Source organism: Paenibacillus sp. Dod16, assembly GCF_049893405.1.
Lineage (GTDB): Bacteria > Bacillota > Bacilli > Paenibacillales > Paenibacillaceae > Paenibacillus_AQ.
Map to the genome: position 1 here is coordinate 27,795 of NZ_JBNDYG010000048.1, position 14,515 is coordinate 42,309.

Annotated in this window: 12 protein-coding genes; 3 read left to right on the top strand and 9 right to left on the bottom strand. The window is 48.3% G+C overall.

Features of this window, described 5'->3' with window-relative positions:
- The first annotated feature begins 68 nt into the window (after positions 1–68).
- Both ACPV3A_RS29900 and ACPV3A_RS29905 read left to right on the top strand, forming a co-directional pair.
- Complete coding sequence (locus tag ACPV3A_RS29900; protein ID WP_426203302.1) at positions 69–476, top strand: hypothetical protein; 408 nt, start codon at positions 69–71, stop codon at positions 474–476.
- The gene (locus tag ACPV3A_RS29905; protein ID WP_426203285.1) at positions 473–1,558 is read left to right on the top strand and encodes a phosphodiester glycosidase family protein; all 1,086 of its coding nucleotides are present in this window, start codon (positions 473–475) and stop codon (positions 1,556–1,558) included. Before ACPV3A_RS29900 ends, ACPV3A_RS29905 begins: the two co-directional genes overlap by 4 nt.
- A 281-nt stretch (positions 1,559–1,839) precedes the next feature.
- Here ACPV3A_RS29905 and ACPV3A_RS29910 read toward each other — a convergent pair whose 3' ends face one another.
- From ACPV3A_RS29910 to ACPV3A_RS29945, 8 genes are all read right to left on the bottom strand, one after another.
- Positions 1,840–2,094: an AbrB/MazE/SpoVT family DNA-binding domain-containing protein gene (locus ACPV3A_RS29910; protein ID WP_009595823.1), complete on the bottom strand. Its 255-nt coding sequence runs from the start codon at positions 2,092–2,094 to the stop codon at positions 1,840–1,842.
- Positions 2,095–2,289: 195 nt separating this feature from the next.
- Positions 2,290–2,754, bottom strand: a complete 465-nt coding sequence (gene trmL / locus ACPV3A_RS29915) for a tRNA (uridine(34)/cytosine(34)/5-carboxymethylaminomethyluridine(34)-2'-O)-methyltransferase TrmL (RefSeq protein ID WP_194544294.1) — start codon at positions 2,752–2,754, stop codon at positions 2,290–2,292.
- Between the two features lie 129 nt (positions 2,755–2,883).
- Positions 2,884–3,972 carry a 3-phosphoserine/phosphohydroxythreonine transaminase gene (serC, locus tag ACPV3A_RS29920; RefSeq protein WP_260068135.1) on the bottom strand — a complete coding sequence of 363 codons (1,089 nt, stop codon included), beginning with the start codon at positions 3,970–3,972 and terminating at the stop codon, positions 2,884–2,886.
- A gap of 101 nt (positions 3,973–4,073) precedes the next feature.
- Positions 4,074–4,976, bottom strand: coding sequence for a hypothetical protein (locus ACPV3A_RS29925; protein ID WP_426203288.1), 903 nt, complete (start codon positions 4,974–4,976; stop codon positions 4,074–4,076).
- A gap of 60 nt (positions 4,977–5,036) precedes the next feature.
- Positions 5,037–7,763, bottom strand: coding sequence for a GH36-type glycosyl hydrolase domain-containing protein (locus tag ACPV3A_RS29930; protein WP_426203291.1), 2,727 nt, complete (start codon positions 7,761–7,763; stop codon positions 5,037–5,039).
- Positions 7,764–7,788: 25 nt separating this feature from the next.
- A complete protein-coding gene (locus tag ACPV3A_RS29935; protein ID WP_071217870.1) occupies positions 7,789–8,625 on the bottom strand; it encodes a carbohydrate ABC transporter permease in 837 nt (278 codons plus the stop codon).
- Complete coding sequence (locus tag ACPV3A_RS29940; RefSeq protein WP_426203294.1) at positions 8,625–9,518, bottom strand: carbohydrate ABC transporter permease; 894 nt, start codon at positions 9,516–9,518, stop codon at positions 8,625–8,627. The genes ACPV3A_RS29935 and ACPV3A_RS29940 overlap by 1 nt, the downstream gene beginning before the upstream one ends.
- 107 nt (positions 9,519–9,625) lie before the next feature.
- Positions 9,626–10,966, bottom strand: coding sequence for an ABC transporter substrate-binding protein (locus tag ACPV3A_RS29945; protein ID WP_071217868.1), 1,341 nt, complete (start codon positions 10,964–10,966; stop codon positions 9,626–9,628).
- Between the two features lie 576 nt (positions 10,967–11,542).
- Here ACPV3A_RS29945 and ACPV3A_RS29950 point away from each other — a divergent pair.
- Positions 11,543–12,580: a LacI family DNA-binding transcriptional regulator gene (locus tag ACPV3A_RS29950; protein WP_426203298.1), complete on the top strand. Its 1,038-nt coding sequence runs from the start codon at positions 11,543–11,545 to the stop codon at positions 12,578–12,580.
- Positions 12,581–12,757: 177 nt separating this feature from the next.
- On the opposite strand, the gene glnA is transcribed toward ACPV3A_RS29950, so the two are convergent.
- Entirely contained in the window at positions 12,758–14,182 is a 1,425-nt protein-coding gene (gene glnA, locus ACPV3A_RS29955; RefSeq protein WP_426203301.1) for a type I glutamate--ammonia ligase, read from the bottom strand.
- Positions 14,183–14,515: the final 333 nt, after the last annotated feature.

Here is a 14,515-nt window from a genome sequence, read left to right on the forward strand (position 1 = left end):
AAGTAATTCTGACATGTTAGAATGAAATTTGGAAAAATTGATAGTTTTTGAGGGGTGATGAAATGCCAATGTTGGACCAGGAACACAATACCCCCTATAAATCCCGTGAGGAAGTGCAGCAAAAGGGGCCATCCACCAAATGGTTCTGGGTATTTTGGATTGTTCTCATCGGGCTGGGTACCACCGCAGCCTACCTATATAGCAATCACTTGAAGGAGCAAGTTGTGGTGCAGCTGCAGCAGGATACGCGCCAGGAAATGGCGTCATTCAAAGCAGAGTACGACCAAAGGTTTAACGAGCTGGTTCAGGAAATGGACGAAATGCAGAGCAAGGTTCAGTCGTTTAATGAGCTGCTGACCTTTACCAAGGATCAGGCTAGCGGCAAAACAGACAACAGCAACAAGCTGTACAGTCAACTAAGCCAAGTTGAGAAACAGCTGAAAGATCTGGAACGCAAGATGGAGCTGCTGAAGTGAGAAAACTGAAGTATATCCGTCCCAAGCAGTTAAACCGTACGTTTATGCTGGCCATTGCACCTTTTATCGGAATGCTGCTGTGTATGTGGTTAATCACGGAACCGCCGCGTCTGTCGCACGACACCGCCGAATACATACCATCCGGCAGCATATCGGAACAATCAGCCGTGATCAAACAGGATTTGGATCAAGCCGCCGTCTCTGCGGAACAGACGATATCCTCCATTGAAAAAACGGCCAAGCTCTATCGGCAAACGACCGCCACAGTGGGAACCATTCTGCAAACAGCGGAATCGCAAGCCGTGCGCCCGGAGCAAATCTATAATCGACGGATCACAACCAAATTGGGTGTCCCTATTGAAACGGTCAACAGTGACCGGATTCGAATCGAGTTGTACAAGATCAATCCGGGCACCTATCACGGCTATGCGATGAAGGTCAAACTGAAGGATCCCTCCGCGATGAAGATGTCGCTTGGCAGCGAAAGCGGCAGACCCGGGTCCGTCGAAACCACCATGCGTGCCGTAAGCCGGCATGGTGCGGTCGCGGGGATTAATGCCGGTGGATACGCTGACGGGAACGGGGGCAGACATCCGCTGAGCACGACCTATTATGATGGCAAATACGTCTCGGGGTTTCAACCGAGCTTTAAGGATCTTGCCTTTGTCGGCATGAGCAAATCCGGCAAGCTGATCGGCGGCAAGTTCTACAGCCAGAGCGAGCTTGACCGGCTCGATCCCATGTTCGGTGCTACCTTTGTCCCCGTGCTGCTCCAAAACGGCAGCAAAACGACAATTCCCGAGAAATGGAGAACGACCCCCGGCCGGGCACCGCGTACCGTCATCGGCAACTACAAAGACGATCAGCTGCTCATCCTGGTTACCGAAGGATATGATGAGAAGGGCAAATCGGGAGCCACGCTGCAAGAGCTGCAAAACAAGCTTAAAAAGCTGGGCGTGATCGATGCTTATAATCTGGATGGCGGCGGGTCCGCATCCCTAATCCTAAACGGCCGCATCGTGAACAAACCATCGGACGGAAGTCTGCGTCCGGTACCTACGCACTTCTTATTTTTCAAATGATAGAATCGGCCCTCATATTCTCGTTTATTTTTTGGCTCAAGGTGGTTATAATAAGGTTAGCTTAGCAGGAGGTGGCAAGAATGTCGTTCTCATTAACATTTTGGATCGTCATGCTCGTATTCGCCCTTTACATGGTTGGCATTTGGACCGCGGCATACAATGATGATAAAACCAAAGGCCTGTAAGGCGTCTCCCTCGTATATCGGGGGAGTTTTATTTTTTTGAGGGACAAAAAAGGCACCGCTCATTAGCGATGCGCAAAAGGTGATTCATTTAAGGTCCTAGGCATGTTTCGGAAGCTGCTGCATTTCGGACATGCATTGTGAACAGATATAGCGTTCTTTAAACTCGCTTACTCCGTCCATAGAACCACAGAAGACGCATTTCGGACGATAGCGCTCCAATATGATATGGTCCCCCTGTACAAGAATTTCTACGGGATCCCCCTCGTTCATTTGATATCTCTTGCGTAGAGACTTAGGCAGAACGATTCTTCCCAGCTGATCCACTTTACGAACAACACCAGCAGGTTTCATAACGATTGTACACCTCTTTCATTTTCAACAAGTGATTTCTGACACCACAGTTCAGAACTGATAACAAGGGCCTAGTATAATAGTTCGATAAAAAGTTGTCGAATCCTGCTGGAAATTAAGAATTTCTTAGTTTTTTTCAATATCAACTAGGTATACTGGATGATATTCCCCAAAAAACTCAAAGTTTTGCAAAACTTATTCCATACCCGGGAAATCCAATTGACGCAATGCCTCATATACCATAATCGCTGCGGAGTTGGATAAATTCAAAGAACGCACCTTATCGGTCATCGGCATGCGAATACAATGCTCACGATTCGCGGCTAGCAGCTCCGGCGGCAATCCCTTGGTTTCTTTGCCAAACACCAAAAAATCCCCGTCTTGATAATCGATGTCCATATAACGCTTGGTCGCCTTCGTCGTGGCGTAGAAATAGCGTCCTTCCGGATAAAGTGCCTGCAGCTCCTCAAAGGAATCATGATATTCAATATGTACGGCATACCAGTAATCCAGCCCGGCCCGTTTCAAGGTTTTGTCATCTGTATTAAAGCCGAGCGGACGGACCAGGTGCAGATGTGTGCCCGTTGCGGCGCAAGTTCTGGCGATATTGCCCGTATTGGCTGGAATTTCCGGTTCGACTAGTACGATGTGTAATGCCATGTTGATAAGTCCACCTTTTCTTCTGTTTTATTTTTATTATAACCGATTCCTTCCCGATTTCCCGGGATATCCAGAAATAACCTTCCGCCGAACGGCGGAAGGTTATCGTGGTGTAATCCTTATATAATATTAGCTATGACTGTTCTTAAACTGCTGCATGAATTCTACGAGCGCCTGAGCGCTCTCGTACGGAACGGCGTTATAGACCGAAGCCCGCAAACCGCCGACGCTGCGATGACCCTTCAGGCCGACAAAGCCCGCTTGCTCCGAAGCCTTCACGAATTCCTTCTCCAGCTCCTCGGAGGCAAGACGGAAGGTAATGTTCATATCGGAACGGACCTCTGCATTCACGCAGCCGCGGTAGAAGCCTTCGCTGTGATCGATGGCATCGTAGATGAGTGCGGCTTTCTTGCGGTTCATCTCTTGAACGCCTTGCAGGCCGCCCTTCTCCTCAATCCACTTCAGCACTTCGTTGATCATATAGATGCCGAATGACGGCGGCGTATTGTACAGCGAGTTATTTTTCAAATACGTATTGTAACGGAGCATAGTTGGCAGATGTTTAGGAGAATCTGTAATCATATCCTCTCTAACGATCACAACCGCAACGCCGGACGGCCCCAGGTTCTTCTGGGCACCCGCATAAACCATGGCGAATTGGTTCAAATCGAACGGACGGCTGAGAATATCGCTCGACATATCACAGATAAGCGGCACCGAGCCGGTATCCGGGAATTCCTTAAACTGCGTACCTTCAATCGTTTCATTGGACGTAAGATGGAGATAAGCTGCACGATCCGACAGCTGGATGTCCTTAAGGCTAGGCAGAGCCATGTACTTGCTCTCCTCGGAAGAGGCAGCCACATGAGTTTCGCCGATCAGCTTGGCTTCCTTAATCGCCTTGTCAGACCAGCTTCCCGTCATTACATAGTTCGCAACCTGGTCTTGTCCCAGGAAGTTCATCGGAATCATCGCAAATTGTGTGCTTGCACCGCCCTGGATGAACAACACCTTATAGCCGGATGGATTCCCCAGCAGGGACAGCAGGCGCTCCTGCGCTTCGTTATGAACGGCTTCATACACAGCACCGCGATGCGACATTTCCATGATCGACATGCCGGTATCCCCGTAATTGACGAATTCGGCCTGGGCGCGCTCCAACACTTCAAGCGGCAATGCAGCAGGTCCTGCGTTAAAATTGTATGCTCTCTTGCTCAAAAGACTCTCCACCCTTTCTCTACTATGAATGCTAATTAACGCTAATCATAGCAACAATCCCATAGACCTTCAAGTGTAATTATTCACATTAAATTGTCCGGCTACCAACAGAAGAATTGATACTTTCTGCTCCAGGTTCTCTTTTCTCCGGGAGCCAGGCTCAGTTGAATAAACACTTCCGGCGAGATGACATGGCCCGTCCCCCACAGAGCCATATACGCAACCGGAAAATCACTGATCTCCCTTACTCCCGCCCTGCTGGCAGTGTGTGTTAGCTCCCATGAATAAGGAAACTCGCTGCCGTTAAAGCCTTGTATTCTTCCGTAAAAAGGCTTGTTCGGTCTGGCGTTCCAGCCTATCTCGCAATCCTGAACGGATAGCAGATCCGATGTATAATCCGATTCGACCTCCGTAAAACGGACAGGGACCGGTAACTTCAGCTTATACTCTGGTCCTACCAGCTCCTCGTTAATCCCTATGAAATTATGAATATACTCCTCCGTATCGATCCTCTGGCTTCCTTCATTGCAGAGCTCATAATCTATCGTCATTGCCGTGTCCTGAATCGAGATTTTCTTAACGAGCTTTGCCGCATACCCCTTGACGTTCTTTGGATGAATCGTATAGGAAATGCTCACATCATCCGAAGTCATATCGATATCGAAAGGTTCCACCGGATACGTATACTGAAAATGATACGGGTCCTCGCTGACCCGTTTAAGAAGCCCCACCCCTAATTTAGGAAACCATCCTCCTACTTCGGCCTCTGCATAACCCATCCCCTCATGCAGTCCAAACTCGTTGCACAATCCGGACCCACCCTGAGCGTTAAACCCATCTGCAAACTCATGCACACAGAAGGTGTGACCGCTCTTGGTCAATTTGACCTGGGTAATGAAACCGGTCCGGTCAAAACGCGTGCCTTGATAACGGCCGATTTCCGCAATATCAACTTCCAATTGTCCATTTACTAATTGATGTCCCAAAACAATCGCTCCATTCATGATGAAGAAGCCCCGGCCGATTTGCCTGCCAGGGCTTCCGAAATATTGTATGCTCGTGTGTCAGGCAAGCTCGACAAGAATCCGCTGACACTCGTCATCGGATAACGGGGACAGCAAGCTGCGATCCAGTTCGGCAGCCTCCTGCTTCTGACTGCGCAGCTGAACCTTCTCGCCGTTCAGCGTAACCGATTGAATCGTATAGCTTCCGTAATCCAGCCGCTTCGGATTGCTGTATACAATTTGAAGCTCTTTACCCGCAAACCGCGTATGAACAACGGCAGTACCGTCAGCTCCGAACTGCGAAGGCCTGAGCTTCGGCTCCAGGAGCAGATGTCCCAGATTTCCTTTTACTCCAAAAACCTCGGTCAGCATGGTCAGCAAAAGCCAGCTTGCCGACCCGGTAAGATAGGGATACATCCCTCTCCCCTTCTCGTTGATGTACTCGGGAATACCCGGATACATGCGGCTGCGTTTAAAGTCATTGCTTAAATCGTAAATCGATTGCAATACCTCATATCCCTCTCGGACAAAACCTCTCTTATAGAGAGCGTTAGCGTACATGACGCTCATATGACTGAACATAGCTCCATTCTCTTTATGGCCGAAAGCGAACCCGAATGCCCTCCCGAGATTTTGCTGAATCTCGCCAAAGTTCGAATTCAAGCGATAGCCGATGCTCGGATCTTTTAAATACCGATCAACCGCCTTCGTTATTTGCCCTACCTGTTCATTGTCCGCTATTCCGCCCATAATAGCAAAGACCTGACCAGTGAGCGTCATCCGGACGCCAAGGGGATGATCACCCTCCACGCGCTCTCCATCGTTATTGTAGTAACCGTTAAACCACGAATATCCTTCTTGGCTCGTCATCCATTCTTTGTCGCGCAAATGCCGGATGGTCCAGTCGGCTTTCCGTTTCAAGTCCTGCACAACATCCGCCACGCTAAACTTTCGTTTGTTTCCGGTCACGGAGACTTTAACGGACTCATAATACTGATCAAGCAGCCCCAGCTTCTCCTGCACATCGTCGTATGAGACGGGAGCCGTTAGCGAATCGAGCAGCACGGCCATTTCCTCTGCTATTTCAATTAACTCCACGCCTTCGCTGTCCCGCCATGCCAGCAGCAGATCGCCAAGCTGCATCAAATTGCTTGCATAGAACGCAGTAAAGGCTACGCTCTCGCCTCGATCCGGGGCAAGATCAAGACCATCATTCCAATCTGCCCCCTCAAGCTTGATGTTATTGTGCTCCCCTACATTAAAGAACGGAACCAGATTCTGCAGCAGCATATGCTCCAGTATCGTACCTTCATATACCTCACCGTCCACGGTTAAGAGCTGATTCCCGTGCTCAGGCAGCCATCCGATGTCCTTCTCCTGGCAGCGTTTCACGAATACATCGCGGAAATAGGTCTGCGGCTGATTCAGGAAATCCAAATCCCCGCTCTGATCCATATAAAGCAGCGTGGTCATGAATGGCCATGCACCGTGATCCATCCACACCCGCGGTATGTTGTTCCGGTCAGCGATGAACTCACCGGGCTTCGTTCCGATAATCGTTGCATTGCTTCCGTCAATCCGTACACCCGCGTAATTATTAAGCAGCAGATACCGGACCTCGGACGGTTCCATGATCATCAATGCCAGGCAGTCCTGCCATAGGTCACGCCATCCACGTCCCCCACGGCCATAGTCATGATAAGGAAGGAATGAATTGCCATAAAGACGTCTCAATATCGGCTGCAAGGTTACCCATTTCATCCACAGGTCCTGCTGCTGATCACCGGTCTGGAAGGATATGGCATTCAGTTTATCATTCCAATAGGCTTCATTCTGCGCAAGCAGCTCATCATAGCGTCTCACCGATAAATACGTTTCGGCAAGTCTTCCAATCTCGGCGCGACCTTCCGAAATGACCATCGCCATAACATAAGCCTTCGATTCACCAGGCTGCAGCTGCACCCCCGCAAACCGCAGGCCTCCAATGGCCTCGTATCCCGCCAAGGAATCTCCTGCTTGCGCGACCGCTTGCTTATTGGCAATGACCGCCTCAGGCCAATCGAGCGCACCGCCTTCCCCAATAAATTCTTCAAGCACCGGAAAATAACCAATAGGCTCCGCACCGTGCGCTTCCGCACCCAGCACACTGTAGGATACGTGATTGATACGGTGACCCCGCTCGTCAAATGAGAGAGCAGGCTGCACTTCGATCCCTTTACGATGGACAAATATCCGGTGAAGAAGAGATGTCACATGGCGATGGTCCCGCAGGTCGTCTGCCGAACGGCCATACAACGGGATCGCCGCGGTAGGGGTTAGTTTTAGCGTCTGCTCGCCTACGTTGGTCAGCTTCACTTTCATTAATTCGACCTGGTCATCCGTTACCGGAACGAAACTCGTTACTTCCGCTTGCAGTCCGGCCTCTCCATTAATCCGCGTCAGCTTATGCCATAAAAACCCGGCTTCCAACTGGCTTTCATCTTCCTCGTTCATGAACCGGCTTGCATTCTGCTTGGCTGAATTGCCGGTTACGGACCATGCGCCATGCCCGTCAACATGCACCCAAAAGTTACGCGCGGACTTGGAATTGTGAAGATCCTCCACCGAAACGGGCGGCATGAAAAACGTATTATGACTGCTGGTCATTTCACCGTGAAGATTCGGCGTGACGGCCGACATCATGCCGGCCTCATTCACTAAAGGAAAATATAAATAGTTATGATGTTCGGGATGACTTATCTTAAAGACACCCTGGTTCCCCTCAAACTTCCATCCTGTTGATTTCATATCGCGATTTATTCCCCTCTATACCTTAGGATTTGACGGCTCCCGCCAGCGCCCCGTCTACCAGATATTTCTGTATAAACGTGTACAGAATGATCAACGGTGCGGCTACGATCGTAATTCCGCATGCAAGCAGCGGCCAGTTATTCCCGTATTGCCCCCTGAATTCCTTCAGGCCGAACGTAATGGGATAATTGGACGGACTTGGGAGATACATGATCGGACCGACAAAATCATTCCAAATTCCGATCGCGGTCAGAATGACGCCCGTTGCGATAACCGGTTTCATCAGCGGCAGAATGATCTGGAACAGGTAACGGATATAACCGGAACCATCCATGCCTGCCGCCTCATCCAAATCGCGGCTAATCGACTTGATGTAGCCGACAAACATCATGAACACAACTCCCGTTCCCGTCGTTTTCAGCAGGATATAACCGAGCTTGGTATCATACCCGAAGAACGATACGCTCTCCTTGAAGGACAGCATGAGTTTATACTGGGCCACCATCGGATTCGGAAGAAACTGGGACAGCAAAAAGAACATATAAATAAAGCCGCTCCACATCACATATCCGCGCGCTACCGGAAACGCCGCAAACAACGACACAATGATGGTCAGCAGCGTCGCCGCTACCGTATATATCAAGCTGTTCGCAAAATAACCGGCGAAATTGCCTTCAGACCATGCTTGCGTGTAATTGCCCCATTCCATGTTCTGAACGATCCCGATCGGGTTGAGCAGATACTCGTTGAAGGATTTGAGCGATACATTGAATACAAGCAGCAGCGGAACGACATACAGAATCAGCAGCAAACCTACGACGGCGTAAGAAAGAATTTGCGTGGTTTTGGAATTTCGCATCAATACTCCACCTCTCTCTTACGCGTCTGTCTGACCGCCACCACAACAAAGAGGAGAATAATCAGGAACTGAACAACGGATAACGCTGAAGGAAGGCCCATTTCCAAACTTCCCCGGAATGTCTCTTTGTACACGTCATACGCCATCGTCCTTGTATTGAAGCGACCGTCCGTTGTCGCCAAAATGATATCAAAGGTCGACATGGCGCCAATGATGGATAACAGCATATTCACCGTGAAGGACGGTGCGATCAAAGGGAATGTAATATGACGGAAGGACTGCCACTTGCTGGTGCCGTCAATATGCCCCGCCTCGTATAAATCTTTAGGGACCGATTGGAGCCCGGTCAGAAAGATCAGCATGGAATAGCCCATGTACATCCAAATCTGGACGAAGATAATATAGCCGAACGCATGAGTAAAGCTCCCGAAGAACATGTCCTGATAGCCGAAGAGCGCGTCGTAGAGTCGATTGACCGGTCCGTTTAACGGATCGAACATCATGCCCCAGATCAGAGCGACGACAGCTACGCCCAGAACCACCGGCAGGAAGAATACGGCACGATAGAAGTAATCGCCTTTCAGGCGCTGGTTAATGATGACGGCGATAAACAGAGCGACCCCGTTCTGCACGATCGTAACAACGAACATAAAGATCAGGGTGTTTACGATGGAACGCCACCGCTCTCCTGAGTTCCCAGAGAAAAATAATTCCTTATAATTATCCAGCCCGACAAATTGGTACGTGCTGCCCGGGAGGTTCTTGACATCGGTAAAGGAATAGATGACCGTCAGGATCGATGGTCCAAAATAAAAGACGATGTAAAGCGCCATCGGTATCAGCAGCAGCAATAAGGGGATGAATCGGTTAAATCCTTTTCCAAATGGATACATCTCTCTCACCTCGCAAATCCCATTTCAATAAATGTCGGGGCCTGCTGCACAGACCCCGACTACAGTATGGTTCATTCTATATAGGTCTCTTTATAATAGAAGAAGCTTTATTTTGGAGCGGCAGCTTCCCATTCTTTTTGTTGAATGTCAGCCAGCTCTTTTGCTGTTTTGTACGGGCCGCCCGGTGCCAGGAATTCCGTATGAACGCCTTCTGCAGCCAGATGCTCGCCGATATTTTGACGGTTAATCATCATGATTTCGTACGCCAATTCGAACTCTCCGAGATATGGAGTCAGTTCATTGTCAATAAAGTCGCTCTCCGTCTGAATGTTATCCTGTGTCGGGATGAAGCCGGCAGCTTTCACGAAGGTCGTGTAATTTTCCGGCTCGGAGAAGAACTCAAGCCATTTTAGAGCCCCTTCTTTGTTCGGTCCCTTCTCGGCAGCATACCAGGTTACGTCATACTTGCCGACAAAGGAGGAATTCTTGGCTGCATCTTCCGTAGCCGGAAGCGGGAAGTAACCGAATTTCAGCTCCGGATTCGCTGCTGCGACGGTTGGAGCATCCCAGGAGCCATCAGCCAGCATCGCTGCTTTTCCTGTGGCAAAATAGGAAGGCGCCGTTGCGTAATCAATCCCCATGAATCCGTCAATCATGTAATTGTCTTGAAGCGTCTTCATTTTTTCCAATACTTCGATTGCCTCTTCATCGTTGTAAGCCGTCTCGCCTTTCCAAACGCCTTCAATCCATTTCTGCTGATCTCCGCCGCCCAGAATTTTTGCTTGCAGCGCGAAAACAGGAAGTTTCAATGGCCATACGTCTTTACCTGCAACAACAATCGGGGTAATGCCTTTGGCTTTCAGATCATCGTTCAGCTTGATGAACTCAGACCATGTTTTCGGTACGCTCAAACCATTCTGCTCGAAGATTTCCTTATTGTAGAACAGACCGGACATCGCAACCTTGCCCGTTGGGATAGCATACACTTTATCGTTATAAGTTCCGGCTTTTTCGATATCGTTAGCGTTATAATTCTTAATGAAGGCTTGGTCGGACAAATCAGCGATCAAGCCTGTATCGATCCACTGCTGCCAATCAGGCACTTTCGCACCCGGTGTCCATTCCTGCGGGGAGAGTCTCATACCCGATAAATCAGCCAAAACGTCGACGTCATTAGCGGTAATTCTCGCTCTCTGCGCCTGTTTGTATTCGTCATCAGGACCCGTAGTGGTATACTCGATTTTATACTCGGGATATTTCTCTTCAAATTTCTTGTTGATCTCTTCAACCGCTTTATTGATGTTATCTTGTTTCCAGTGTAAAATTTTGATGACCTTTTTATCACCTTTCGCAGGTGTACCTTTATCGGCCGAATCGCTGCTTCCGCAAGCCGCTAGCGAGAAAGTCAGAGCACCCGCCAAAAGTATTGCTGATAATTTCTTAATCATTTCTTTACCCCCTGAAATTAAAGTGCAATTCATTATGAAACCGGATTCATCATTTTCGCCTTTTCTCGCCCAGTATAATCTTGATGTTACGAAACATTCATTATAAATTTTCGTAATTTAGCGAAATATACCGAAAGCGGTTTCGCAAGGCCTATTATTACTCATAATTTTTTGTTTGTCAAAGCTTTTTTTCTCTTTATCGCAATATTTCATTATTGAACATATTTCAGTATAATTCCTTTCTATCACAAGCATCCTGGTTATTCTCTTCATTGACTTACCTAGGTAAAGCAGATACACTAATTTACGAAACAGTTTCGGATATGTGCTGTATACGTTGCAACCGGATTGGATAATACTGATCACAATGGTAGGCTCCATTGATATATTTTCCGTTATCACTCTATCGGATCATATAAAATCTTGTTCTTAAACCACATATTTCGAGCAAAAAACACGTATAGAACGGCTCTTTCTCTCCTTAACCTTACACATACAGATCATTGGCAATCATGATTAACGAAAACTTACGAAAATTATGAAGTGACATCATAAACAGAATAAGGGGCGTTTCGCATGGCGTTAAACATTAAAACAATCGCTAAAATGGCCGGGGTATCCGTATCCACCGTCTCCAAGATTATCAACAACTACAGTGATGTGTCCGAGGAAACCAAAGCACGGGTGTTGGAAATTATGAAAGAGACGGGATACACCCCTTCGAACTCCGCGAAAACATTAGCAACCAAAAAATCCAATTTAATCGGCATCATATTTGCGGGAAAGCTGAATGTCGATTTTACCCATCCTTTTTTTGTTGAAGTTCTCAATTCCTTTAAGAAGCAAATGGGGGTGCTCGGTTACGATCTGCTGTTTTTTTCGAATGAGAAATTCCAAGGGGATGACGCCGACTACCTCGGCCGATGCCGTCATTATCAGGTGGATGGCTGTGTCATTATATCCGGCGAGGAAATCGAGCCCTCCATTAAGGAGCTTGATGAGAGCGACATTCCGTGCATTGGGGTCGATATAGAACTGTTCGGCGAAATGTCGGGGCATATCATGTCCGATAATTACAAAATGTCCTCGAAGGTCGTGGAGCATTTCTATCTTCAAGGCCTCAGAGACTTGGGGTTCATCGGAGGCAGCAAGGAGTCTGAAATCTCCAACATGCGTGAGGCCGGTTATCGTAACGCCATGGAAAGCTTCGGGCTTCCGGCCCGTGGGGAATGGTTCCTGAACGGTGAGGATTTTCATGAGGCAAGCGGATATAAAGCCATGACGCGGCTGATTCAAGCGGGTTCTCTCCCCCGCGCGATCTTTGCAGCCTCCGACCAGATTGCGATTGGAGCCATCCAAGCGCTTCAGGAACACGGTCTGAATGTCCCTGACGATGTATCGATCATCGGTTGTGACGACATTGAAGCGTGCAAATATACAACTCCCAAATTAACGACGATTCGGCAAAATAAAGAGAAAATCGGCCGCCTGGCAGCGCTCATGCTCTACGACCTAATCCATAAGCAATCACCCGTGAGCTCCTTCGTCGTTGAGCCTGAGCTCATCGTCCGTGAATCTTGCGGAAGCAATACGCATAACTATGGTTACTTTTGAGAGTAAAGCTTTAGTGACGGGTATGTTTTAGCTAAGAGCAGCGCTAGTAATGCATGCCTTTGAAAATAGCCCTTGATCTCATTTGGCATGGTAATCCGCACCTAAACCCTAGCCAGACTTATATGTGTACAAAAAAAAACCCAGGGCATCATGCCCTGGGCTTTTTAACGTTGTTTATTACAGATCGTAGTACAGGGAGTACTCGTGCGGATGAACGCGGATATTAACCGCTTTAGCTTCGGCACGCTTGAATTCGATGAAATTCTCGAGGAATTCCTGCGTGAATACGCCGCCTTCTGTCAAGAATTCATAGTCTGCTTGAAGTGCATCCAAAGCTTCATCCAGGGAACCCGGTACGCTGCGGATTTCTTTCTTCTCGGCGTCAGACAATTCGTAGATGTTTTTATCGAATGGTCCATATCCGAGTGCGGTTGGATCGATTTTGCGCTTGATACCGTCCAAGCCAGCCATCAGCATAGCGGAGAATGCAAGGTAAGGGTTCGCCGTGGAATCCGGTGTACGGAACTCGATGCGGCAGCCTTTAGGCGTTACGGCCGCAACCGGAATCCGCACTGCGGCAGAGCGGTTGCCCTTCGAGAATACGAGGTTAACCGGTGCTTCATAGCCTGGTACCAGACGTTTGAAGGAGTTGGTGCTCGGATTCGTCAAAGCGATCAATGCAGGCGCATGGTACAGAATACCGCCGATATAGTGGATCGCTGTTTCGCTCAGGTTCGCATAAGCGCCTTTCTCGTAGAACAATGGAGTGTCGCCATCGAAAATGGATTGGTGAACGTGCATGCCGCTTCCGTTATCCCCGAACAATGGCTTCGGCATGAACGTAGCGGTTTTGCCATATTGGCGCGCTGTGTTATGCACGATATATTTATAGATCAACAAATTGTCAGCTGTTTTTTTCAATGTATCGAAACGGAAGTTGATTTCCGCTTGGCCGGCAGTTGCTACTTCATGGTGGTGACGCTCAACGTGAAGTCCTGCTTCATCAAGCAAACGACACATTTCGCTGCGGATATCTTGCTGCGTATCCACAGGCGCTACTGGAACATATCCGCCCTTAACGCCAACTTTGAAGCCAAGGTTGCCGCCTTCCTCCTTACGGTTCGTATTCCAATGCGCTTCCTCGGAGTCTACGAAATAGCTGGAGCTGTTCATGGAGCTTTCATAGCGAACTTCATCAAACAGGAAGAACTCGGATTCCGGTGCAAAGAATGCCGCTGTTCCGATACCGGCCTCCTGAAGGTATTGCTCGGCACGAGCTGCGATACCGCGCGGGTCACGCTCGTAAGCATCCCCTTCCGGAGTATAGATGTTGCTCATAATGTTAAGCGTAGGATGTGCTGTAAACGGATCGATATAGCAAGACTCCGGATCAGGCATCATAACCATATCCGATTCTTCAATGCCGCGGAATCCTGGAATAGAAGATCCATCAAATGCTACCCCGTTCACGAATGTTTCTTCGTCTACTTCTGAAGCCGGCAAGCTAATATGATGAACCCGTCCCGACAAGTCTACAAAACGAAAATCGACCCACTCAATATTGTTCTCTTTAATGGTTTGCAATACTTTCTCTACCGACATGTCTCTTCCTCCCAATTTCCGAACATTAAGACTTAAACAGCTTAACAATGTTCATAATCTTTCGATTTCTTTTCGTCATTATATGCCGGGAGATAACCTGACGTCAATACCTATGTAAGGTATTTTTGAAAACAATGTTAACTTATATGACATGAAAAACCAGTTAATGTAAACCCAGAAAAAAGACACCTGCTAGCTCTGAAGTGCACCCCTTAGAATGGACATTGGAATAAACCCCTGGTTTATCCGATGAAATTCTAGGGGGTGCATTTTTGTATGGCAATTAAGGGACAAAAGTATAAAACGTATTCGGAAGAGATCAAGAAAGAGGCG

Excerpts from the sequence above, each read along its gene's own strand:
- ACPV3A_RS29900 (WP_426203302.1), top strand. The coding sequence starts at position 69 with ATGTTGGACCAGGAACACAATACCCCCTATAAATCCCGTGAGGAAGTG.
- ACPV3A_RS29910 (WP_009595823.1), bottom strand. The coding sequence starts at position 2,094 with ATGAAACCTGCTGGTGTTGTTCGTAAAGTGGATCAGCTGGGAAGAATC.
- trmL (WP_194544294.1), bottom strand. The coding sequence starts at position 2,754 with ATGGCATTACACATCGTACTAGTCGAACCGGAAATTCCAGCCAATACG.
- ACPV3A_RS29925 (WP_426203288.1), bottom strand. The coding sequence starts at position 4,976 with ATGAATGGAGCGATTGTTTTGGGACATCAATTAGTAAATGGACAATTG.
- ACPV3A_RS29930 (WP_426203291.1), bottom strand. The coding sequence starts at position 7,763 with ATGAAATCAACAGGATGGAAGTTTGAGGGGAACCAGGGTGTCTTTAAG.
- ACPV3A_RS29935 (WP_071217870.1), bottom strand. The coding sequence starts at position 8,625 with ATGCGAAATTCCAAAACCACGCAAATTCTTTCTTACGCCGTCGTAGGT.
- ACPV3A_RS29940 (WP_426203294.1), bottom strand. The coding sequence starts at position 9,518 with ATGTATCCATTTGGAAAAGGATTTAACCGATTCATCCCCTTATTGCTG.
- ACPV3A_RS29945 (WP_071217868.1), bottom strand. The coding sequence starts at position 10,966 with ATGATTAAGAAATTATCAGCAATACTTTTGGCGGGTGCTCTGACTTTC.
- ACPV3A_RS29950 (WP_426203298.1), top strand. The coding sequence starts at position 11,543 with ATGGCGTTAAACATTAAAACAATCGCTAAAATGGCCGGGGTATCCGTA.
- glnA (WP_426203301.1), bottom strand. The coding sequence starts at position 14,182 with ATGTCGGTAGAGAAAGTATTGCAAACCATTAAAGAGAACAATATTGAG.